Source organism: Pseudomonas caricapapayae, from assembly GCF_001400735.1.
Classification (GTDB): domain Bacteria; phylum Pseudomonadota; class Gammaproteobacteria; order Pseudomonadales; family Pseudomonadaceae; genus Aquipseudomonas; species Aquipseudomonas caricapapayae.
This window is the reverse complement of sequence record NZ_LJPW01000161.1, coordinates 94,669-117,009: the sequence shown is the minus strand read 5'-3', so window position 1 is coordinate 117,009 and position 22,341 is coordinate 94,669. Positions and strand designations below refer to the sequence as shown.

The 22,341-nt window shown below is 57.8% G+C and carries 20 protein-coding genes and 2 tRNA genes; 19 read left to right on the top strand and 3 right to left on the bottom strand.

The annotated features are described in order from the left end of the window. Positions 1–15: 15 nt before the first annotated feature. From ALO80_RS25340 to ALO80_RS25330, 3 genes are read left to right on the top strand one after another with little or no spacing between them, the layout of a single operon-like run. A complete protein-coding gene (locus tag ALO80_RS25340; protein WP_055006621.1) occupies positions 16–1,419 on the top strand; it encodes a sodium-dependent transporter in 1,404 nt (467 codons plus the stop codon). 7 nt (positions 1,420–1,426) lie between these two features. Further along, a complete protein-coding gene (locus ALO80_RS25335) occupies positions 1,427–1,861 on the top strand; it encodes a type II toxin-antitoxin system RatA family toxin (protein WP_054987344.1) in 435 nt (144 codons plus the stop codon). Further along, on the top strand, positions 1,854–2,168 hold the full coding sequence (locus ALO80_RS25330; protein ID WP_055010962.1) for an RnfH family protein: 315 nt from the start codon (positions 1,854–1,856) through the stop codon (positions 2,166–2,168). The genes ALO80_RS25335 and ALO80_RS25330 overlap by 8 nt, the downstream gene beginning before the upstream one ends. A gap of 65 nt (positions 2,169–2,233) precedes the next feature. Here the strand turns inward: ALO80_RS25330 and ALO80_RS25325 are convergent, their stop codons facing one another. Next, a complete protein-coding gene (locus ALO80_RS25325; protein WP_054987346.1) occupies positions 2,234–2,755 on the bottom strand; it encodes an outer membrane protein assembly factor BamE in 522 nt (173 codons plus the stop codon). 98 nt (positions 2,756–2,853) lie between these two features. On the opposite strand from ALO80_RS25325, the gene fur reads away from it, so the two are divergent. Then, the gene (gene fur, locus ALO80_RS25320) at positions 2,854–3,261 is read left to right on the top strand and encodes a ferric iron uptake transcriptional regulator (protein WP_002555142.1); all 408 of its coding nucleotides are present in this window, start codon (positions 2,854–2,856) and stop codon (positions 3,259–3,261) included. An 80-nt stretch (positions 3,262–3,341) separates the two neighbouring features. Here the strand turns inward: fur and recN are convergent, their stop codons facing one another. Then, on the bottom strand, positions 3,342–5,015 hold the full coding sequence (gene recN / locus ALO80_RS25315; protein WP_055010961.1) for a DNA repair protein RecN: 1,674 nt from the start codon (positions 5,013–5,015) through the stop codon (positions 3,342–3,344). 270 nt (positions 5,016–5,285) lie between these two features. On the opposite strand from recN, the gene grpE reads away from it, so the two are divergent. The 7 genes from grpE to greA all read left to right on the top strand — a co-directional run bounded on the left by grpE (position 5,286) and on the right by greA (position 15,356). Beyond that, a complete protein-coding gene (grpE, locus tag ALO80_RS25310; RefSeq protein WP_054987348.1) occupies positions 5,286–5,849 on the top strand; it encodes a nucleotide exchange factor GrpE in 564 nt (187 codons plus the stop codon). A 111-nt stretch (positions 5,850–5,960) separates the two neighbouring features. After that, entirely contained in the window at positions 5,961–7,877 is a 1,917-nt protein-coding gene (dnaK, locus tag ALO80_RS25305) for a molecular chaperone DnaK (RefSeq protein ID WP_055010960.1), read from the top strand. A 326-nt stretch (positions 7,878–8,203) separates the two neighbouring features. Further along, on the top strand, positions 8,204–9,346 hold the full coding sequence (dnaJ, locus tag ALO80_RS25300) for a molecular chaperone DnaJ (RefSeq protein WP_055006614.1): 1,143 nt from the start codon (positions 8,204–8,206) through the stop codon (positions 9,344–9,346). A gap of 22 nt (positions 9,347–9,368) precedes the next feature. Then, positions 9,369–10,172: a 4-hydroxy-tetrahydrodipicolinate reductase gene (gene dapB, locus ALO80_RS25295; RefSeq protein WP_054987351.1), complete on the top strand. Its 804-nt coding sequence runs from the start codon at positions 9,369–9,371 to the stop codon at positions 10,170–10,172. 216 nt (positions 10,173–10,388) lie between these two features. Next, entirely contained in the window at positions 10,389–11,525 is a 1,137-nt protein-coding gene (carA, locus tag ALO80_RS25290; protein WP_003418841.1) for a glutamine-hydrolyzing carbamoyl-phosphate synthase small subunit, read from the top strand. Between the two features lie 136 nt (positions 11,526–11,661). Further along, positions 11,662–14,883: a carbamoyl-phosphate synthase large subunit gene (gene carB / locus ALO80_RS25285; RefSeq protein ID WP_055010959.1), complete on the top strand. Its 3,222-nt coding sequence runs from the start codon at positions 11,662–11,664 to the stop codon at positions 14,881–14,883. Further along, complete coding sequence (gene greA, locus ALO80_RS25280; protein ID WP_055010958.1) at positions 14,880–15,356, top strand: transcription elongation factor GreA; 477 nt, start codon at positions 14,880–14,882, stop codon at positions 15,354–15,356. The genes carB and greA overlap by 4 nt, the downstream gene beginning before the upstream one ends. Before the next feature lie 80 nt (positions 15,357–15,436). On the opposite strand, the gene ALO80_RS25275 is transcribed toward greA, so the two are convergent. Beyond that, entirely contained in the window at positions 15,437–15,748 is a 312-nt protein-coding gene (locus ALO80_RS25275) for a YhbY family RNA-binding protein (protein WP_003340569.1), read from the bottom strand. Between the two features lie 103 nt (positions 15,749–15,851). Here ALO80_RS25275 and rlmE point away from each other — a divergent pair, with 103 nt between their 5' ends. The 8 genes from rlmE (at position 15,852) to ALO80_RS25235 (ending at position 22,329) form a co-directional block, all read left to right on the top strand. Continuing rightward, positions 15,852–16,502, top strand: coding sequence for a 23S rRNA (uridine(2552)-2'-O)-methyltransferase RlmE (rlmE, locus tag ALO80_RS25270; protein ID WP_004666214.1), 651 nt, complete (start codon positions 15,852–15,854; stop codon positions 16,500–16,502). A 193-nt stretch (positions 16,503–16,695) separates the two neighbouring features. Next, positions 16,696–18,600 carry an ATP-dependent zinc metalloprotease FtsH gene (gene ftsH, locus ALO80_RS25265; protein WP_055010957.1) on the top strand — a complete coding sequence of 635 codons (1,905 nt, stop codon included), beginning with the start codon at positions 16,696–16,698 and terminating at the stop codon, positions 18,598–18,600. An 8-nt stretch (positions 18,601–18,608) separates the two neighbouring features. Then, positions 18,609–19,460 (top strand): dihydropteroate synthase, encoded by an 852-nt coding sequence (folP, locus tag ALO80_RS25260; RefSeq protein ID WP_055010956.1) that lies wholly within the window; start codon positions 18,609–18,611, stop codon positions 19,458–19,460. Positions 19,461–19,476: 16 nt separating this feature from the next. Further along, complete coding sequence (glmM, locus tag ALO80_RS25255) at positions 19,477–20,820, top strand: phosphoglucosamine mutase (RefSeq protein WP_055010955.1); 1,344 nt, start codon at positions 19,477–19,479, stop codon at positions 20,818–20,820. 66 nt (positions 20,821–20,886) lie between these two features. Beyond that, positions 20,887–21,642, top strand: coding sequence for a triose-phosphate isomerase (gene tpiA / locus ALO80_RS25250; RefSeq protein WP_055010954.1), 756 nt, complete (start codon positions 20,887–20,889; stop codon positions 21,640–21,642). Between the two features lie 4 nt (positions 21,643–21,646). Beyond that, a complete protein-coding gene (secG, locus tag ALO80_RS25245; protein ID WP_055010953.1) occupies positions 21,647–22,027 on the top strand; it encodes a preprotein translocase subunit SecG in 381 nt (126 codons plus the stop codon). A 44-nt stretch (positions 22,028–22,071) separates the two neighbouring features. Continuing rightward, a tRNA-Leu gene (locus tag ALO80_RS25240) sits at positions 22,072–22,157 on the top strand. Positions 22,158–22,252: 95 nt separating this feature from the next. Then, positions 22,253–22,329: transfer RNA gene (locus ALO80_RS25235), tRNA-Met, on the top strand. Positions 22,330–22,341: the final 12 nt, after the last annotated feature.

Below are 22,341 nucleotides of genomic sequence, written 5' to 3'. Positions count from 1 at the left end.
CTGGGCGTTTCGATAATGTCGACGGACAAGGTTTCGGTCCACGGTAGCTGGGCAAGTCGCTGGGTGTTCATCCTGGCTGCCACCGGTTCTGCCGTGGGGCTGGGCAGTATCTGGAAATTCCCGTACATGGTCGGTGCCTACGGTGGCGGTGCCTTTGTACTGGTGTTTCTGGCATGTATCGCGCTGATCGGTATTCCGGTCATGATCGCCGAGACGCTGATTGGCCGTCGTTCGCGGCTCAGTCCTGCGAATGCGCTCAAGACGCTGGCCCAGGAAGCGGGGCATTCGGCGCGTTGGTCCTGGGGTGCGTTCGCCGGAATGATCACGGCTCTGCTGATTCTCTCCTTTTATAGCGTGGTGGGCGGCTGGTCGCTGGATTACATCATCGACATGGGGCGCGGCGATTTTCAGGGTGTGTCGCCGGATCAGGTAGGAGCCTACTTTGGTGCAGTGATTGCCGATCCCTGGCGTCTTATTCTGTGGCACACCATTTTCATGCTGCTTTCGGCGGTGGTGATCGGCAAGGGTGTGGAAGCCGGTCTGGAAAAAAGCCTGCGCATCATGATGCCGATGCTGTTCCTGCTGATGCTGGCGCTGTTGGGCTACAGCCTGACCACCGGGCACTTCATGGAAGGCGTGCATTTCATGTTCGACTTCAACCCCGACAAGGTGCTGGATGGCCTGCTGCCCGCGATGGGGCATGCATTCTTTTCTCTGAGCGTCGGTGTCGGCTCGATCATGGTGTATGGCGCGTACATGACCAAAGGCGCGTCAATCAGTACCACAGTGGTCGGCATTGCGCTGCTCGATACCTTCGTTTCGCTGTTGGCCGGCCTTGCGTTGTTCCCGATCGTGTTTGCTGCGGGTCTGAACCCGAGCGAGGGGCCGGGCCTAATGTTCGTTACGTTACCTTACGCGTTCGGCAACGTGGCATTCGGGCAGTTGATGGGCATCGTGTTCTTCGTGCTGGTAGCGGTCGCGGCCTGGAGTTCGGCGATTTCCTTGCTTGAGCCGATGGTTGCATACCTGGTCGAGCGCACTCGAATTCGCCGTGCCTGGGTGACATTCTGGCTGGCGTTTACGTGCTGGTTTGTGGGGTTGGGGACGGTGTTCTCGTTCAATATCTGGCAAAAGGCCAAGTTTTTCGTGAACGATGGGGGCGTATTTCACCTCTACCAATGGGGTGCATCCACTGGCCTGGACTTCTTTGGAGTCATTGATTTCTTAACCTCGCGGATCATGTTGCCGCTGGGTGGGTTGTGTTTTGTGGTATTCGCTGGTTGGGTGATGGGCCGTGAGGCGGTGCGCGACGAATTGTCGATTCGCAGTCCGAGGCTCTTCAACCTGACGTTCTTTTTGATGCGCTACGTGGCGCCGCTCGGCATTCTTGTGGTGTTTGCCGCTCAGCTCTGGAAATGACGCTCACATGACTACGCATATACAACGTTCTGCTTTACTGCCGTACCCGGCCGGGTTTCTTTATGACCTGGTCAATGATGTGGCCCGTTATCCCGAGTTTCTGCCGTGGTGCTCCTCGGCTACCGTGCTTGAGGCCAGTGAAGCGCAGATGCGCGCCAGCCTGGAGATCGCCAAGGGCGGTCTGAGTCAGAAGTTCATGACGCGCAACACGCTCGTGCCTGGCGAGTCCATCGTGATGGACCTGGTTGAGGGGCCTTTCGAGCAATTTCATGGGGTCTGGACGTTCAAACCGCTAGGCGAAAAAGCCTGCAAGATCAGCCTGGATCTGTCCTTCGATTATGCGGGCACTATCGTTCGCGCCACGCTAGGGCCACTGTTCAATCAGGCGGCCAATACGCTGGTAGACGCATTCTGCCAGCGGGCGAAAGAGCTGCATGGCTGAAGCTACGATTCAGATCGAGGTGGTTTACGCCTCTGTGCATCGCCAGGTGTTGATGGCGGTAGAGGTCCCGGCAGGGTCTTCGGTGCGTCAGGCGCTTGAACTCAGCGGTATGGAGCGGGAGTTCCCCGAACTGGATCTGGCGCACTGTGCTGTGGGCATCTTCGGCAAGGTGGTCGTCGATCCTTCCGCGCGGGTGCTGGAGGCGGGTGAGCGAATAGAGATTTATCGCCCGTTGCTGGCAGATCCCATGGAGATCCGGCGTTTGCGCGCCGCCAGAGCGCGAGAGAAACGAACGCTCCCCGGCTGAACGCTGACTGAACGAAAGGTATAAAAAAGCCCGGCATGCCGGGCTTTTTTTCGAGCGCTTGTGGACTAACGAGAGTTGGTGTCCAGAGGCTCTTGGGTCGGGACAGGTACGGTCTCGACGCTGTCCACGTCTTTCTGGATCTTGTCCAGCAACGAGCCTGGCTTGGCCGGTTCTTCAGGTTTCTGCTCAGGCTGATTCTCTACCGGGGCAGTGGTATCGCTGCCTTTGCCAAGAATGGCTTCATCGCGGCTGACACCGGGCATAAAGTCGCCAGACAGGCTCACAAGCTGGTCATTGCCGTTGAATATTAGGCTGACACGCTCCTGCTGGCGTTCACCGCCACCTGGCTGCAGGCTGTACAGGTAATCCCACCGATCGGAGTGGAAAGTGTCGGTCAACAGGGGGTTACCCATGATAAACCGTACTTGCCGTCGGGTCATTCCGGGGCGTAACTGGTCTATCATGTCCTGCGTGACGACATTACCCTGCTGGATGTCGATTTTGTAAACCCCGGGGAATGAACAACCGGCGAGTGCGAGCAGTCCCACGAAGGTGAAACTGGTTAGCAAGAGCTTGGTGTTTTGCATCGGTGGGCGACTTCCACTATCTTGGCTGGGACAACGTAAACCCCGATCATACCTGCATTAAGAGAAGCTGCGAAGCAGCGTCTGCGAGAAAGCTGACCATGGTTGAAAATAGCGAACTACGTAAAGCAGGACTCAAGGTAACCCTACCAAGGGTTAAAATACTCCAAATGCTCGATTCTGCCGAGCAGCGCCACATGAGTGCCGAGGATGTCTACAAGGCGCTTATGGAGGCTAGCGAGGACGTCGGCCTGGCCACGGTTTACCGTGTCCTGACCCAGTTTGAAGCTGCTGGATTGGTGGTGCGCCACAATTTCGACGGCGGTCATGCTGTGTTTGAACTGGCTGATGGCGGCCATCACGACCATATGGTCAACGTGGAGTCAGGCGAGGTGATCGAGTTCTTCGACGAAGAGATCGAGAAGCTTCAAAAAGCCATTGTCGAAAGACACGGTTTCGACCTGGTGGACCACAATCTGGTGCTTTACGTCCGCAACAAGAAGGCGTAAGCCAGACGGCGTAAAACCAGCAACAAAGGCGACCCGGGGTCGCCTTTGTGCTTTCCATGACTCAGCTTTCTGGTCTGGACTCAGCTTTTAGCCGTAACGACCATCTTTTTGGCGTGCGCCAGAGATTCCCTGGTCAGGTCGATGCCGCCCAGCATTCGAGCCACTTCTTCTATACGTTCAGTTTTGCTGAGTTTGGAGACTGCGGTGCGCGTTGCATCGTTGTCCCTTACCTTGTGCACAAACAGATGTTGATGACCCTGGGCCGCAACCTGTGGCAAGTGAGTGACGGTCATGACCTGGCCGCGCTCGCCCAGGCGACGTAGCAATTGCCCTACGATTTCGGCAGTCGGCCCGCCGATACCCACATCGACTTCATCGAATACCAGCGTCGGTACCCGTGAGGTTTGTGCGGTGATGACCTGAATCGCAAGGCTGATACGCGACAGTTCGCCACCCGACGCGACTTTCGCCAGCGCCTTGAGGGGTTGGCCGGGGTTGGCACTGACCAGTAGCTCTACCTGCTCCAGGCCATGAGGTGATGGTTCTGCACTGGCGTTGGCTTTGAGGTCGATCTGGAAGCGACCGCCGGGCATGCCCAGTCGATGGATTTCCTGCTCTACAGCGCTGGCCAGTGTCGTTGCCGAATTGCGGCGCAGGTCGCTCAGCTCACGGGCCTTGTCCTGATAATGCCGGGCAAATGCCTGAACTTCGTGTTGCAGGCGCTCGATGGATTCGTCGTTGGCATTCAGGGTTTCTATTTCATCCAGCAGCTTTTGTTGCAGCGTCGCCACTTCGCCTGGCTGGATGCGGTGCTTGCGCGCCAGCGTGTAGATGGCATCAAGGCGCTCTTCGAGTTGTTGCAGCCTGGCCGGGTCGGCATCGAAGTGATCCAGAAAGCGGTTCAGCTCGCCTACGGCTTCTTCTACCTGGATTTGTGCGCTGGACAGCAAGCCGGTGGCCTCGCTCAGGGCGGATGGCGAGTGGTCTACGCTGCCGAGCCGATGCAGGCTGGCGGTCAGGGCATTGAGCACATTGCCGGAATCGCTTTCACTGCACTGCTCGACCACCTGTCGGCAAATGCTCAGGAGGCTTTCGGCGTTGGTCAGGTCCTTGTGTTCCTGTTCCAGCTGTTCAAGCTCGTTTTCGCCCAGGCTGAGGCTTTCAAGCTCTTCGAGCTGATAGCTCAACAGCTGATGACGTGCGCGCTGCTCGTCCCCTGAGTTGGAAAGGCGCTCAAGCTCCTGACGCGTTTGCCGCCAGCGCTGCGCGGCGAGGTGTACCTGTCGGGCCAGATCGGTCGCACCTGCGTATTCGTCCAGCAGGCGCCGGTGAGTATCGGTCTTGAGCAGCGACTGATGCTCATGCTGGCTGTGGATATCGATGAGCAGTTCGCCCAGCGCTTTCAGGTCACCCTGAGGGCAGGGCGAGCCATTGATATAAGAGCGGGAACGACCTTCGGCAGTAATCACCCGGCGCAGGATGCAGGGACCGTCGTTGTCCAGATCGCGCTCTTTCAGCCAGGTCTGAGCCTCGGGAATGTCGCACAGGTCGAAGGTGGCCAGGATGTCGGCCTTGTCGGCACCCGGCCTGACCACGCCGCTGTCGGCACGGTCGCCCAGCGTGAGGCCCAGGGCGTCGAGCATGATCGACTTGCCGGCACCGGTTTCGCCAGTGATGACGCTCATGCCTCGATCCAGTTCAAGGTCAAGGTGTTCGACAATGGCGTAGTTGTGTACGGAAAGGTGCACCAGCATTGAGCGGCTCCCGGGCTGTTTGTCTGGTTATTTATACAGTGTTTTATTTGTCTCTGACAATGCCCTCGCTTAGCTCGATTTGATCGGTTTGCAGTAGTTTTTAGTCGCTCTTGTGTCAGGTCGCAATTTTTCGCTGCCCTGGAATCCGGATTATTTGTCAGGGAATGCGTATCTCGATCGCATGAAACCCTTGAAGCCGGAAATTCCGATCCCATATAGGTGGGCAGAAGCGCGAATCGGGATCGCGGACGTTTTTAGAGGAGAACATGTATGGCTGACGAACAGAATCTGGATGCGCAGGCTCAGGATCAGGCTGCCGAGGCGGGCGTGGGTGAAGATCTGACAACCCGCGTGCAGGTGCTCGAAGAGCAACTGGCTGCTGCGCAGGACCAATCCCTTCGCGTGGCTGCGGATCTGCAGAATGTCCGCCGCCGTGCCGAACAGGATGTTGAAAAAGCGCACAAGTTTGCGCTGGAAAAATTTGCCGGTGATCTGTTGCCGATCATCGACAGCCTGGAGCGAGGCCTTGATCTGTCCAGTCCGGACGATGAAAGCATTCGCCCCATGCGTGAAGGCATCGAGCTGACCTTGAAGATGTTCCAGGACACCCTCAAGCGTTATCAGCTGGAAGCCATCGATCCGCATGGCCAGCCGTTCAGTGCCGATCAGCACCAGGCGATGGCCATGCAGGAAAGTACCGACGTCGAGCCCAATACAGTGCTCAAGGTATTCCAGAAGGGTTATCAGCTTAATGGTCGTCTGCTGCGTCCGGCCATGGTCGTGGTCAGCAAGGCACCATCGCCTGCAACGCCGTCAATCAACGAGCAGGCTTGAAATCAGCTGTAAGGCCCCCATTTAAAGGTCAAGCGTTTAAGAGCTACCGCACGGTGTAAGCGCACCGGCGGCAACCACATCCAAGTTTTGCAAGTTTCGGGAGAGTCAAAGATGGGCAGAATTATCGGTATCGACCTGGGGACTACCAACTCCTGCGTCTCCATTCTGGAAAACGGTAACGTCAAGGTTATCGAGAACGCAGAAGGTACTCGTACCACACCTTCGATCATTGCTTATGCCAACGATGGCGAGATTCTGGTGGGTCAGTCCGCCAAGCGTCAGGCCGTTACCAACCCGCACAACACGCTGTATGCGGTGAAGCGTCTGATCGGTCGCAAGTTTGAAGAAGATGTCGTTCAGAAAGACATCCAGATGGTCCCTTACAAGATCGTCAAGGCTGACAACGGTGACGCCTGGGTTGAAGTGAATGGCCAGAAAATGGCGCCTCCTCAGATTTCCGCCGAAATCCTGAAGAAAATGAAAAAGACCGCCGAAGACTATCTCGGTGAAGCGGTTACCGAAGCGGTCATCACCGTTCCGGCCTACTTCAACGATAGTCAGCGTCAGGCAACCAAGGACGCTGGCCGTATCGCCGGTCTGGACGTCAAGCGCATCATCAACGAGCCTACCGCGGCCGCTCTGGCTTACGGTATGGACAAGGCCAAGGGCGACCACACCGTCATCGTTTATGACCTGGGTGGCGGTACTTTCGACGTGTCGGTCATCGAGATTGCCGAAGTCGATGGTGAGCACCAGTTCGAAGTGTTGGCCACCAACGGCGACACCTTCCTGGGTGGTGAAGACTTTGATATTCGTCTGATCGACTACTTCGTCGACGAATTCAAGAAAGAAAGCGGCATGAACCTCAAGGGCGATCCGTTGGCGATGCAGCGTCTGAAAGAAGCTGCTGAAAAAGCCAAGATCGAGTTGTCTTCCAGCACTCAGACCGAAGTCAACCTGCCGTACATCACTGCAGATGCAACCGGTCCAAAGCATCTGGTCGTGAAAATTTCGCGCTCCAAGCTGGAATCGCTGGTTGAAGACCTGGTTCAGCGCACCATCGCCCCGTGCGAAATGGCGCTTAAAGATGCTGGTATCGACAGAAGTAAGATCAACGACGTGATTCTGGTCGGTGGCCAGACGCGTATGCCGCTGGTTCAGAAGCTGGTTACCGAGTTCTTCGGTAAAGAAGCGCGTAAAGACGTCAACCCCGACGAAGCCGTTGCCATGGGTGCTGCCATCCAGGGCGCCGTGTTGGCTGGTGATGTCAAAGACGTTCTGCTGCTCGACGTCAGCCCGCTGACTCTGGGTATCGAAACCATGGGCGGCGTGATGACTGCGCTGATCGAGAAGAACACCACGATTCCTACCAAGAAATCCCAGGTGTTCTCGACGGCCGATGACAACCAGAACGCGGTAACCATTCACGTACTGCAGGGTGAGCGTAAGCAAGCCGGTCAGAACAAGTCTCTGGGCAAGTTCGACCTGGCCGAGATTCCACCTGCTCCACGTGGTGTGCCACAGATCGAAGTGACCTTCGACATCGACGCAAACGGCATTCTGCACGTTGGCGCGAAAGACAAGGCTACCGGCAAGCAGCAGTCCATCGTGATCAAGGCCAACTCCGGCCTGTCCGAGGACGAGATTCAGCAGATGGTTCGCGATGCTGAAGTCAACTCCGAAGAAGATCGCAAGTTCGAAGAGCTGGCCTCTGCCCGTAACCAGGGTGATGCGCTGGTCCACTCGACTCGCAAGATGATCGCTGATGCGGGCGACAAGGTCACCGCTGAAGAGAAAACCGCAGTAGAGGCCGCACTGGTTGCGCTGGAAGCCGCTATCAAGGGCGACGATAAGGCTGCCATTGAGGCCAAGGTCGAAGAACTGTCGAAGGTTTCCGCGCCAATTGCTCAGAAGATGTACGCCGAGCAGGCTGAAAACCCTGAAGCAGCGGCCAAGCCGGCTGAAGAAAATGCCAAGGCTGACGACGTTGTCGATGCCGAGTTCGAAGAAGTGAAAGACCACAAGTAAGCGCAGGCTCACTTGAACGCCGGTTGACCTCTTTCGAGCGTTGACTGGTAGGATGTCGCCGCGCGGGAGCTTGCTCCCGCGTTGGCGTGTCTGGAACAGGCAAAAATTTCGGCGTGTGGAGTCGCTCCGCATGCCTCGTGGCAAGATCGCGACGCTCCTGCGTGGCGAATCATTCTGCCGCTTTCTCGGCCGATTCATCTGGCCGTTGAACGAAGACCAGGATCGTTGAATCGACGTGAGTTGGGTCCGGGCCTGTATGGGGCTCAACGAGTTTGGCGGGGCTCAGGAGAGCTTTCGCCAAACGTCCTCAAAAGTGCGGAAGAACTATGGCAAAGCGTGATTATTACGAAGTGTTGGGAGTGGAGCGAGGCTCCAGCGAGGCGGACCTGAAGAAGGCTTATCGTCGTCTGGCGATGAAGCATCACCCTGACCGCAACCCTGATGACAAAGCATCGGAAGAGCTGTTCAAAGAGGCCAATGAGGCCTACGAAGTGCTGTCCGACGCCAGCAAGCGCGCTGCCTACGATCAGTATGGTCATGCCGGTGTCGACCCGAGCATGGGTGGCGGCGGTGGTTTTGGTGGTGGTGCCGGTGGTGCCAACTTCTCCGATATCTTCGGCGATGTGTTCAGTGACTTCTTTGGCGGCGGCCGTGCTGGTGGCGGCGGCGGTCGTGGCGGTGCCCAGCGTGGCAGCGATTTGCGTTATACGCTGGAGCTGAATCTGGAAGAGGCGGTTCGCGGTACTAACGTGAATATCCGCGTTCCGACGCTGGTCAACTGCAAGCCATGCGATGGCAGCGGTGCCAAGAAGGGCTCATCGCCTGTTACCTGCCCTACGTGTGGTGGTATTGGTCAGGTCCGCATGCAGCAGGGTTTCTTCTCTGTGCAGCAAACCTGCCCGCGTTGCCACGGTCACGGCAAGATCATTTCCGACCCGTGCGATTCGTGCCACGGCGAAGGTCGTGTCGAAGAGTCCAAGACGCTGTCCGTCAAAGTGCCGCCAGGTGTCGATACCGGTGACCGCATTCGCCTGTCCGGCGAAGGCGAGGCGGGTGCTCAGGGTGGACCGACCGGCGACCTGTATGTTGTGATCAATGTGCGCGAACACGCGATCTTCCAGCGTGACGGCAAGCACCTGTTCTGCGAAGTGCCAATCAGCTTTACCGATGCGGCATTGGGTGGCGAGCTTGAAGTGCCAACGCTCGACGGCCGCGTCAAACTGAAAATCCCCGAAGGTACTCAGACCGGCAAGCAGTTCCGCCTGCGTGGCAAGGGTGTTGCTCCGGTGCGTGGCGGTGGTGCTGGTGACTTGATGTGCCGCGTTGCAGTCGAGACCCCGGTCAACCTGAGCAAGCGTCAGCGTGAATTGCTCGAAGAGTTCCGTACATCGCTTGAAAGCGACGAATCCCACTCTCCCAAGGCCAGTGGCTGGTTCGAGGGTGTGAAGCGTTTCTTCGGCGATCTGTAAGGTTTATCAACGGGAGCAGGGCATGCGACGTATTGCTGTAGTGGGCGCCGCCGGGCGCATGGGCAAGACCTTGATCGAAGCGGTTCAGCAGGCACCTGGTGCCGGCTTGACCGCCGCTGTCGATCGTCCTGACAGCACGCTGGTGGGTGCTGATGCGGGCGAGCTGGCTGCGTTGGGTCGTATCGGTGTGCCATTGTCGGGTGACCTGGCAAAAGTGGCGGACGAGTTCGACGTGTTGATCGATTTCACTCACCCCTCGGTGACACTGAAAAATCTGGCGTTCTGCCGCAAAGCCGGCAAGGCCATGATTATCGGAACGACGGGTTTCAGTGCTGAAGAGAAACAGCGTCTGGTCGAGGCGGGTAAAGACATCCCGATCGTGTTTGCTGCCAATTTCAGCGTCGGTGTAAACCTTTGCCTGAAGTTACTGGACACCGCTGCCCGCGTTCTGGGTGACGAGGTCGATATCGAAATCACCGAGGCGCACCACAGGCACAAGGTCGATGCGCCTTCCGGTACCGCCTTGCGCATGGGTGAAGTGGTTGCCAGTGCGCTGGGGCGCGACCTGGAAAAGGTTGCTGTTTACGGGCGTGAAGGCCAGACCGGCGCGCGTGATCGTCAGACCATCGGTTTCGCGACCATTCGTGCCGGTGATGTGGTCGGTGACCATACCGTGCTGTTTGCAGCGGACGGAGAACGGGTCGAAATCACCCACAAGGCGTCCAGTCGCATGACTTTTGCCAAGGGGGCCGTACGGGCTGCAATGTGGCTCGACGGCAAGGCTCCCGGGCTTTACGACATGCAGGATGTGTTGGGTCTGCATTGATTTCATACAGGGCCATTCGTGGTCCTGTCGCATTTCCCCGCATTTCAGGCTCATTGGTGGTAGACCAAAAAGGGCCTTTTCTGTAAGCTACAGCTTTAGTGTGTCCACTAAAAGCGCGCAGATGATTCCATAAGAAAGCGGGGTGACGTAACTACGTCATTCCGCTTTTTTGCAGCCTGCGATCGCCCTTTCAGGTTTTATTTACGGGAGGTCTTCTTGACTAAGCCAGCCATACTCGCCCTTGCTGATGGCAGCATTTTTCGCGGCGAAGCCATTGGAGCCGACGGTCAGACCGTTGGTGAGGTGGTGTTCAACACCGCAATGACAGGCTATCAGGAAATTCTTACCGATCCTTCCTACGCCCAGCAGATCGTTACCCTGACTTACCCGCATATCGGCAACACCGGCACCACCCCTGAAGACGCAGAGTCTGATCGTGTCTGGTCCGCCGGCCTGGTCATTCGCGACCTGCCTCTGGTAGCCAGCAACTGGCGTAACAAGCTGTCCCTCGGTGATTACCTGAAAGCCAATAACGTTGTTGCCATCGCCGGCATCGACACGCGTCGCCTGACCCGCATTCTGCGTGAGAAAGGCGCCCAGAACGGCTGCATCCTGGCCGGCGATAACATCACCGAAGAGGCAGCCATCGCCGCTGCTCGCAGCTTCCCGGGCCTCAAGGGCATGGACCTGGCCAAGGAAGTCTGCACCAAGGACACCTACGAGTGGCGTTCCAGCGTCTGGGATCTGAAAACCGACAGCCACCCTGAAATCGCCGCGTCCGAGTTGCCTTATCACGTGGTCGCCTACGATTACGGCGTCAAGGTCAATATCCTGCGCATGCTGGTCGAGCGCGGCTGCCGCGTGACCGTGGTGCCTGCACAAATGCCTGCCAGTGAAGTGCTCGCCTACAAGCCGGACGGCGTTTTCCTGTCCAACGGCCCAGGCGATCCGGAGCCGTGCGACTACGCCATCAAGGCGATCAGGGAGGTGCTGGAAACCGACATTCCGGTGTTCGGCATCTGCCTCGGCCACCAGTTGCTGGCGCTGGCCGCGGGTGCCAAGACCGTGAAGATGGGCCACGGCCACCACGGTGCGAACCACCCGGTCCAGGATCTGGACACCGGTGTGGTCATGATCACCAGCCAGAACCACGGTTTTGCGGTGGATGAAGCGACCCTGCCGAGCAACGTTCGCGCCATCCACAAGTCGCTGTTCGACGGCACCCTGCAGGGTATCGAACTGACCGACAAGAGCGCATTCAGCTTCCAGGGTCACCCTGAAGCGAGTCCGGGCCCGAACGACGTCGCGCCTTTGTTCGATCGCTTTATCGAAGCCATGGCCAAGCGCCGCTGACCGGTTGCCTTGAGACTGTAATACGCAGGTGCCCAGGGCGGCCCCGGACTCGGTGTCCGGTCGCTGCCGCCCAGGCCACCTCAGACAAATGTTCAAGACGGCTTGCCGACTGACCTGCGGATTTGAGTGACAACCCATGCCAAAACGTACAGATATTAAAAGCATCCTGATTCTCGGCGCCGGCCCCATCGTGATCGGCCAGGCCTGTGAATTCGACTACTCCGGCGCCCAGGCCTGCAAGGCTCTGCGTGAGGAGGGTTACCGCGTCATCCTGGTGAACTCCAACCCGGCCACCATCATGACCGACCCGGCCATGGCCGACGCCACCTACATCGAGCCTATCAAATGGCAGACCGTTGCCAAGATCATCGAAAAAGAGCGTCCGGACGCACTGCTGCCGACCATGGGCGGCCAGACGGCGCTGAACTGCGCACTGGATCTGGAGCGTGAAGGCGTTCTGGAGAAGTTCGGCGTCGAGATGATCGGTGCCAATGCCGACACCATCGACAAGGCTGAAGACCGTTCGCGTTTCGACAAGGCCATGAAGTCCATCGGCCTGGCCTGCCCGCGCTCCGGCATCGCGCACAGCATGGAAGAGGCCAACGCGGTTCTTGAGAAACTTGGTTTCCCTTGCATCATTCGTCCGTCGTTCACCATGGGTGGTACGGGCGGCGGTATCGCGTACAACCGTGAAGAGTTCGAAGAAATCTGCGCCCGTGGTCTGGACCTGTCGCCGACCAAGGAACTGCTGATCGACGAATCGCTGATCGGCTGGAAAGAGTACGAAATGGAAGTTGTCCGTGACAAAAAGGACAACTGCATCATCGTCTGCTCGATCGAAAACTTCGACCCGATGGGCGTGCACACCGGTGACTCCATCACGGTTGCTCCGGCACAGACCCTGACCGACAAGGAATACCAGATCCTGCGTAATGCCTCGCTGGCAGTGCTGCGCGAGATCGGTGTCGAAACCGGCGGCTCCAACGTTCAGTTCGGCATCTGCCCGGACACCGGCCGCATGGTCGTGATCGAGATGAACCCGCGCGTATCGCGCTCCTCGGCACTGGCTTCCAAGGCGACCGGTTTCCCGATCGCCCGCGTTGCTGCCAAACTGGCAGTGGGTTACACCCTCGACGAGCTGTCGAACGAAATCACTGGCGGCAAGACCCCCGCTTCTTTCGAGCCGTCAATCGACTATGTCGTCACCAAGCTGCCGCGCTTCGCATTCGAGAAGTTCGCCAAGGCCGATGCCCGCCTGACCACGCAGATGAAGTCGGTCGGTGAAGTCATGGCCATCGGCCGTACTTTCCAGGAATCCCTGCAGAAAGCGCTGCGCGGTCTGGAAGTCGGCGTTTGCGGTCTCGATCCGAAGCTGGACCTGAGCCACCCGGAAAGCATGAGTACGCTCAAGCGTGAGCTGACCGTGCCAGGCGCCGAGCGTATCTGGTACGTCGCCGACGCGTTCCGCGCAGGCATGTCGGTTGAAGACATCTTCGCCATGAACATGATCGACCCCTGGTTCCTGGTGCAGATCGAAGATCTCATCAAGGACGAGGAAAAGGTCAAGACACTGAGTCTGTCGGCAATCGATCGCGACCTGATGTTCCGCCTCAAGCGCAAAGGGTTCTCTGACGCGCGCCTGGCCAAGCTGGTCGGCGTTACCGAGAAAAACCTGCGCACTCATCGTCACAAGCTGGATGTCTTCCCGGTCTACAAGCGCGTCGATACCTGCGCCGCCGAGTTTGCAACCGACACCGCGTACCTGTACTCGACGTACGAAGAAGAGTGCGAAGCCAATCCTTCGACGCGCGACAAGATCATGATCCTCGGCGGTGGTCCTAACCGCATCGGTCAGGGTATCGAGTTCGATTACTGCTGTGTACATGCTGCTCTGGCGCTGCGTGAGGACGGGTACGAGGCCATCATGGTCAACTGCAACCCGGAAACCGTCTCTACCGATTACGACACCTCCGATCGCCTGTACTTCGAGCCTGTCACTCTGGAAGACGTGCTGGAAATCGTGCGTGTCGAGAAGCCGAAAGGCGTGATCGTTCAATACGGTGGCCAGACGCCGCTGAAGCTGGCGCGCGCACTGGAAGCCGCCGGTGTGCCGATCATCGGCACCAGCCCTGACGCCATCGACCGTGCCGAAGACCGCGAGCGCTTCCAGCAGATGGTCGAGCGCCTTAATCTGCGTCAGCCGCCAAACGCCACCGTGCGCAGCGAAGACGAAGCCATTCGTGCTGCAGCGAAGATCGGTTATCCGCTGGTGGTGCGTCCGTCCTATGTACTGGGCGGTCGTGCGATGGAAATCGTTTACCAGGAAGACGAACTCAAGCGTTACCTGCGCGAAGCGGTTCAGGTGTCCAACGACAGCCCCGTGCTGCTGGATCACTTCCTGAACTGCGCCATCGAAATGGACGTCGATGCCGTCTGTGACGGTACTGATGTGGTGATCGGCGCGATCATGCAGCACATCGAACAGGCCGGGGTTCACTCTGGTGACTCCGCATGCTCGCTGCCGCCGTACTCGCTGCCTGCCCACATCCAGGACGAGATGCGCGAGCAGGTCAAGAAGATGGCTCTGGAGCTGGGCGTTGTCGGCCTGATGAACGTACAGCTGGCACTTCAGGGCGAAGACATCTATGTCATCGAAGTCAACCCGCGTGCATCGCGCACCGTGCCATTCGTTTCCAAGTGCATCGGCGTTTCCCTGGCGATGGTCGCTGCCCGCGTAATGGCCGGCAAAACCTTGAAAGAGCTGAACTTCACCAAGGAAATCATCCCGAATTTCTACAGCGTGAAAGAGGCGGTGTTCCCGTTCGCCAAATTCCCTGGCGTTGACCCGATCCTTGGCCCGGAAATGAAGTCGACCGGCGAAGTGATGGGCGTGGGCGATACCTTCGGTGAAGCGTTCGCCAAGGCCCAGATGGGTGCCAGCGAAGTGCTGCCAACCGGCGGCACTGCGTTCATCAGCGTGCGTGACGATGACAAGCCACTGGTTGAAGCGGTCGCTCGCGACCTCATCAATCTGGGTTTCGAAATCGTTGCCACCGCAGGCACTGCCAAACTGATAGAAGCGGCAGGTCTGAAAGTACGTCGCGTCAACAAAGTGACCGAAGGCCGTCCGCATGTGGTCGATATGATCAAGAATGACGAAGTCACCCTGATCATCAACACCACCGAAGGTCGCCAGTCGATCGCTGATTCCTACTCCATCCGTCGCAATGCCTTGCAGCACAAGATTTATTGCACCACTACCATTGCAGCAGGCGAAGCGATCTGTGAGGCGCTCAAGTTCGGTCCAGAGAAGACCGTACGTCGCTTGCAGGATCTCCATGCAGGATTGAAGGCATGATCAAATACCCAATGACCGTTCAGGGCGCTCGCGCCCTGGAAGAAGAGCTGACTCACCTGGCGAAGGTGATTCGTCCCAAGTTGAGCCAGGACATCGGTACTGCGCGCGAACTCGGCGACCTGAAGGAAAACGCCGAATACCATGCTGCCCGCGAGCAGCAGGGTATGGTCGAGGCGCGTATTCGTGATATCGAAGGTCGCATGCAGAATGCTGTGGTGATCGACGTCACGACTATTCCGCACACCGGCAAGGTGATTTTTGGCACGACAGTCGAAATTGCCAATGTCGAAACCGACGAAAGCGTTGTCTACCAGATCGTTGGTGAGGACGAAGCGGATATCAAGAAGGGCAAGATTTCAGTGGGCTCGCCCATCGCCCGTGCCCTGATTGCCAAGGAAGAGGGTGATGTCGTTGTCGTGAAAACGCCTAGCGGCATTATCGAGTACGAAATCATCGAAGTGCGTCATATCTGAAACCTGTCGCCCGCTCTGGCGGGCGCAGTCAGTGACAAAAAAGAGTCAGGGCACGCTTTTCGCTGCCCTGACTTCTGTTTTTATCCGTGCGCGCGGTGGACGTTGGACAGTTGCTTGTTTACCTTTGGGTTCTTGCGATAGATCAGCGCCATTTTGCCGATGACCTGTACCAGATCCGCTGAACCGGCCTTGCACAGTTCTGCAATGGCACCCAGGCGGCTTTCGCGGTCGAGGATGTTGAGCTTGATCTTGATCAGCTCATGATCGCTCAGTGCGCGTTCAAGCTCTGCAAGTACACCTTCAGTCAAACCATTGTCAGCCACGATCAATACCGGTTTCAGATGGTGGCCAATGGATTTGTATTGTTTCTTCTGCTCTGGAGTGAGCGGCATAATCTGACCTCTGCGTCTGATCTTTTAAAAGCGGCGGCCAGTTTACCCGAGCGAGTCCGGGACCGCCCAGTTAATCACGACTCGTTTATTTTTGAGGTGCCCCGTGGCCCGTTCCAAGACAAGCCATAACTGGCTCAAAGAACACTTCGACGACAAGTACGTCAAAATGGCGCAGAAGGACGGCTACCGTTCGCGCGCCAGCTACAAGCTGCTCGAGATCCAGGAAAAGGACAAGCTCATCCGTCCGGGCATGACCGTAATCGACCTGGGTGCTGCGCCGGGAGGCTGGTCGCAGGTGACCAGTCGTCTGATCGGAGGTCAAGGTCGACTGATCGCTTCCGACATCCTGGAAATGGACAGCATCCCGGACGTGACCTTCATTCAGGGCGATTTCACCGAGGACAAGATTCTCGAGCAGATCCTGGAAGCGGTCGGTAATACGCAAGTAGACCTTGTGATTTCCGATATGGCCCCCAATATGAGTGGATTGAGCGCTGTAGATATGCCGCGTGCGATGTTTCTCTGCGAATTGGCGCTCGATCTTGCTGGTCGGGTACTGCGTCCCGGTGGCGATTTTCTGATCAAGGTCTTCCAGGGTGAAGGCTTCGATGTCTACCACAAGGATATTCGCAAGCTGTTCGACAAGGTGCAGATGCGCAAGCCTTCGTCGTCCCGCGACAGATCGCGCGAGCAATACCTGCTGGCTCGTGGCTTCCGCGGCATCGACGGTGCAGCCAGCATCGAGCGTTTTTGATGCGGCGCGATAGCTTTTTTCAAATGGCTTTGCTGATGCAGCATGACTGAACATTGCGTTGTCAAAGTTTCACAAAGGGTTACAGACGGTGTCTGCCGTATCTGTAGGTTCTGTAGTAAGTTAGGCCGGTGAATATCATGCGAGGCACGCTTGCTGCGTGGAGCTTGCTTCAGAGGGTAGCTAATTGAACGATATGGCAAAGAATTTGATCCTGTGGTTGATCATCGCGGCTGTCCTCGTGACGGTGATGAACAACTTCTCCAGCCCTAACGAGCCGCAGAACCTCAACTATTCCGAGTTCATCCAGCAGGTCAAGGATGGCAAGGTCGAGAAGGTTTCTGTAGACGGCTACGTCATCACGGGCAAGCGCAGCGATGGCGATACCTTCAAGACCATCCGCCCGAACATCCCGGACAATGGCCTGATCGGCGATCTAGTCAGCAACAACGTCGTGATCGAAGGCAAGCAGCCCGAGCAGCAGAGCATCTGGACCCAATTGCTGGTTGCCAGCTTCCCGATACTGGTGATCATCGCGGTGTTCATGTTCTTCATGCGCCAGATGCAGGGCGGGGCGGGCGGCAAGGGCGGCCCGATGAGCTTCGGCAAGAGCAAGGCGCGTCTGTTATCCGAAGATCAGGTCAAGACGACCCTGGCTGACGTTGCCGGTTGCGACGAAGCGAAGGAAGAAGTTGGCGAGCTGGTCGAGTTCCTTCGCGATCCGGGCAAGTTCCAGCGCCTGGGCGGCAGAATTCCACGCGGTGTGCTGATGGTCGGGCCTCCTGGTACCGGTAAGACGCTGATCGCCAAGGCCATCGCAGGCGAGGCCAAGGTCCCGTTCTTCACCATTTCCGGCTCTGACTTTGTCGAGATGTTCGTAGGTGTCGGCGCAAGCCGCGTCCGCGACATGTTCGAGCAAGCCAAGAAGCACGCTCCCTGCATCATCTTCATCGACGAAATCGATGCGGTCGGTCGTCATCGTGGCGCAGGCATGGGCGGTGGTCACGACGAGCGCGAGCAGACTCTCAACCAGTTGCTGGTCGAGATGGACGGTTTTGAAATGAATGACGGCATTATCGTCATTGCTGCAACCAACCGCCCTGACGTACTTGACCCTGCGCTGCTGCGTCCTGGCCGTTTCGACCGTCAGGTGGTTGTAGGTCTGCCTGACATTCGTGGTCGTGAGCAGATCCTCAAGGTTCACATGCGCAAGGTTCCGATGGGTGAAGACGTGAACGCAGGCGTTATTGCTCGCGGTACTCCGGGCTTCTCCGGTGCGGATCTGGCCAACCTGGTCAACGAAGCGTCCCTTTTCGCTGCGCGCTCCGGCAAGCGCGTTGTAGAAATGAAGGAATTCGAACTGGCCAAGGACAAGATCATGATGGGCGCCGAGCGCAAATCGATGGTCATGTCCGAAAAGGAAAAACGCAACACGGCTTACCACGAAGCGGGTCACGCTATCGTCGGGCGTCTCGTGCCAGAGCATGATCCGGTCTACAAGGTCTCGATCATCCCTCGTGGTCGCGCTTTGGGCGTTACCATGTTCCTGCCTGAAGAAGACCGTTACAGCCTGTCCAAGCGTGCATTGATCAGCCAGATCTGCTCGCTTTACGGTGGCCGTATAGCAGAAGAGATGACTCTGGGCTTCGATGGCGTCACCACCGGTGCCTCCAATGACATCATGCGTGCCAGCCAGATTGCCCGGAACATGGTGACCAAATGGGGACTGTCTGAAAAGCTCGGCCCATTGATGTACTCCGAGGACGAAGATGCGGGTTACCTGGGGCGTGGCAGCAGCCAGAACTCCAGCGTTTCCGGCGACACCGCCAAGTTGATCGACTCGGAAGTGCGCAGCATCATCGATCACTGCTACGGCACCGCCAAGCAGTTGCTGACGGATAATCGCGACAAGCTTGAAGCGATGGCCGATGCGTTGATGAAGTACGAAACCATCGATGCCGACCAGATCGACGACATCATGACAGGTCGTCCTCCGCGTGAGCCGCGTGACTGGGGTGGTGGTTCGGGTACTAACGGTACTCCGATCACGCCCGACCCTCGTCCGGAAACTCCGATTGGCGGCCCTGCTGCCGAGCATTAAGGTCTGACATGACATCTGCGCTGTACCCAACCCGGTTGCCTTGCGGCAACCGGGTTCTTGATTTGGCCCATACGCATGTGATGGGTATCCTCAATGCAACTCCAGACTCCTTTTCGGATGGTGGCCGCTATAGCCAGCTTGATGCAGCATTGCGTCATGCCGAGGCGATGGTACTGGCGGGTGCCACGCTGATTGACGTTGGCGGCGAGTCGACTCGCCCGGGCGCACGTCCGGTTTCCGCTTCGGAAGAAGTCGAGCGTGTCGCTCCGGTGGTCGAGATCATCGCGCGTGAACTGGATGTGATTATCTCTGTGGATACGTCCACCCCTGAGGTCATGCTGGCGACGGCTGGTCTGGGGGCGGGGCTCATCAACGACGTTCGCTCGCTGCAGCGCCCAGGCGCTCTTGAGGCGGCTGCAAGCACCGGTTTGCCTGTCTGTCTCATGCATATGCAGGGTGAGCCGGGAACCATGCAGGATGACCCCCACTACGAAGACCTGGTGGGGGAGGTTGGCGCTTTCCTGCTTGAACGCATGAGTTGCTGCGCTGCTGCGGGGATCGCTCAGCGACAGGTCATTTTTGATCCGGGCTTTGGTTTTGCCAAGACTCTGGAGCACAATCTGAGTTTGTTCAAACACATGGAGGCGCTGCATGCGCTCGGCAGGCCGCTGCTGGTGGGTGTTTCGCGCAAGAGCATGATCGGCGCTGTGCTGGGCCGTCCGGTAGACCAGCGTTTGTCCGGTGGTCTGGCTCTGGCTGCTCTGGCAATAAACAAAGGTGCAAGAATTCTACGTGTGCACGATGTCGCCGAAACGGCTGATGTGGTGCGCATGATCGCAGCTGTCGAAGCAGCTGAATAACAACAGTGGGGCATCCATGACTACCAGAAAATATTTTGGCACCGACGGCATTCGTGGTCGCGTAGGGCAATTTCCGATCACGCCCGAGTTCATGCTTAAACTGGGTTGGTCGGCAGGCATGGCCTTCCGCAAGATGGGCGCCTGCCGGATTCTCGTCGGCAAGGACACGCGTATCTCCGGTTACATGTTCGAATCCGCTCTCGAGGCGGGGCTGTCTGCGGCCGGCGCTGATGTACTCCTGCTGGGGCCGATGCCGACGCCTGCCATCGCCTATCTGACGCGTACCTTCCACGCGGAAGCAGGTATCGTCATCAGTGCCTCGCATAATCCGCACTATGACAACGGCATCAAGTTCTTCTCCGGACAGGGCACCAAGCTGCCTGACGAGATCGAAATGATGATCGAAGAGTTGCTCGATGCGCCCATGACCGTGGCTGAATCGGAAAACCTTGGCAAGGTTTCGCGTATCAACGATGCCGCCGGGCGTTACATCGAGTTCTGCAAAAGCAGTGTGCCGACCAGTACCGATTTTGCCGGCCTCAAGGTCGTGATCGACTGCGCGCACGGTGCGACCTACAAGGTTGCGCCTAACGTTTTTCGCGAGCTTGGCGCGCAGGTTGTGGTGCTGTCTGCACAGCCTGACGGGCTCAATATCAACAAGAACTGCGGTTCCACGCACATGGAAGCCTTGCAGGCGGCAGTGCTCGCAGAGCATGCCGACATGGGCATCGGCTTCGACGGAGACGGTGACCGTGTACTGATGGTCGATCACACCGGGACCATCGTCGATGGCGACGAGCTGCTTTACATCATCGCCCGTGACCTGCACGAGCGTGGTCGCCTGCAGGGCGGCGTTGTCGGCACGCTGATGAGCAATCTGGGACTTGAGCTCGCTCTGGCCGAGCAGAATATCCCGTTCGTTCGCGCCAACGTCGGTGACCGTTATGTGATCGCCGAGCTGCTTGAGCGTAACTGGCAGATCGGTGGAGAGAACTCCGGGCATATCGTATGTTTCCAGCACGCCACTACGGGAGATGCCATCATCGCCTCGTTGCAGGTGATACTGGCCTTGCGTCGCAGTAATGTCAGTCTGGCCGAGGCCCGTCTGAAACTGCGCAAATGCCCGCAAATCCTGATCAATGTGCGCTTCGCAGGGGCGGGTGTCGACCCGGTTTCGCATCCTTCGGTCCAGGAGGCTTGCGCACGTGTTACCGAGCAGATGGCCGGCCGCGGCAGGGTGCTGCTGCGTAAATCGGGCACCGAGCCGCTGGTGCGCGTAATGGTCGAGGGTGAGGATGAAACGCAGGTCAGGGCGTACGCCGAAGAACTCGCAAAACTGGTTGCTGAAGTTTGCGCCTGATTTCGGCTTGCCAGTGTCGGAAGTGTTGGGTAACATCTGCGCCCACTTTGACCCACGAGGTGTAGCATGCGTCGCCCAATGGTAGCTGGTAACTGGAAAATGCACGGTACCCGCGCCAGCGTCGCTGAGCTGATCGAGGGTTTGGGCAGGCAGGTACTGCCAGGCACCGTCGATATAGCCGTCATGCCTTCGAGCCTGTTTGTCAATCAGGTGATCGAGGGGCTTGAGGCAACGTCGATCATCGTCGGCGCACAGGATGCAGCCATTCAGGCTGAGCAGGGTGCGCTGACCGGTGAGGTAGCATCGACTCAACTGGCCGATGCAGGTTGCAGGCTGGTGCTTGTCGGACACTCCGAGCGTCGTCAGTTGATTGGCGAGCAGGACGATGTTCTCAACAAGAAGTTTGCAGCAATCCAGGCGAGCGGCCTGACGCCTGTGCTTTGCGTAGGCGAAACGCTGGAAGAGCGCAAGGCAGGGCAGACGCTTGAAGTTGTAGGGCGTCAGTTGGACAGTGTCATCGCCGAGTTTGGCGTCAGCGCGCTGATCAATGCCGTTATTGCCTACGAGCCGGTCTGGGCCATTGGCACCGGATTGACGGCTTCGCCTCAAGAGGCGCAGGAAGTGCACGCAGCAATTCGTGCGCAGCTTGCAAAAGAGAATGCCGAAGTCGCACAAGGCGTGCGACTTCTCTATGGCGGCAGCGTGAAGGCGGCCAATGCGGTCGAGCTCTTCAGCATGCCGGATATCGATGGGGGGCTCATTGGTGGAGCTTCCCTGAATGCAGATGAGTTCGGTGCGATCTGTCGCGCCGCGGGAAACTGAAAAAATGCTGGAAACAGTCGTAATCGTTTTTCACCTGTTGGGCGCTCTGGGCGTTGTTGCTCTGGTATTGCTGCAGCAGGGTAAAGGTGCGGACGCTGGTGCGTCGTTCGGAGCAGGTGCATCAAATACTGTCTTCGGAGGTCAAGGAACCTCTACCTTTCTCAGTAAGTTTACTGCTATACTCGCCGCATGTTTTTTCATAACCAGCTTGGGGTTAGGTTACTTTGCTAAAGAGAAAGCTCAACAGCTGACTCAGGTAGGTTTGCCAGACCCGGCAATACTGGAAGTGAAGCAAAAGCCGGCAGCAGATGATGTACCGGTTCTCGAAGGGCAAAAGCCAGCAGTTGTTCCTGCTGACGTACCTCAAGCCCCAGAGAAGAAGTAAAAGAATTCGGCGATGTTCGTGAGGTCGCCAAAAAGAGTTGTAATGCCGAGGTGGTGGAATTGGTAGACACGCAACCTTGAGGTGGTTGTGCCCATAGGGTGTAGGGGTTCGAGTCCCCTTCTCGGTACCAATTAACAGGAGAGCCCGCGTTAGCGGGCTTTCTTGTAGGTGGATGTTGGATTGACCCAGCAATGGATCGGTCGTATACTTCCGCCCCAGCTTTGTCGCGGGGTGGAGCAGTTTGGTAGCTCGTCGGGCTCATAACCCGAAGGTCGTTGGTTCAAATCCAGCCCCCGCAACCAGTTTTAGCGGAG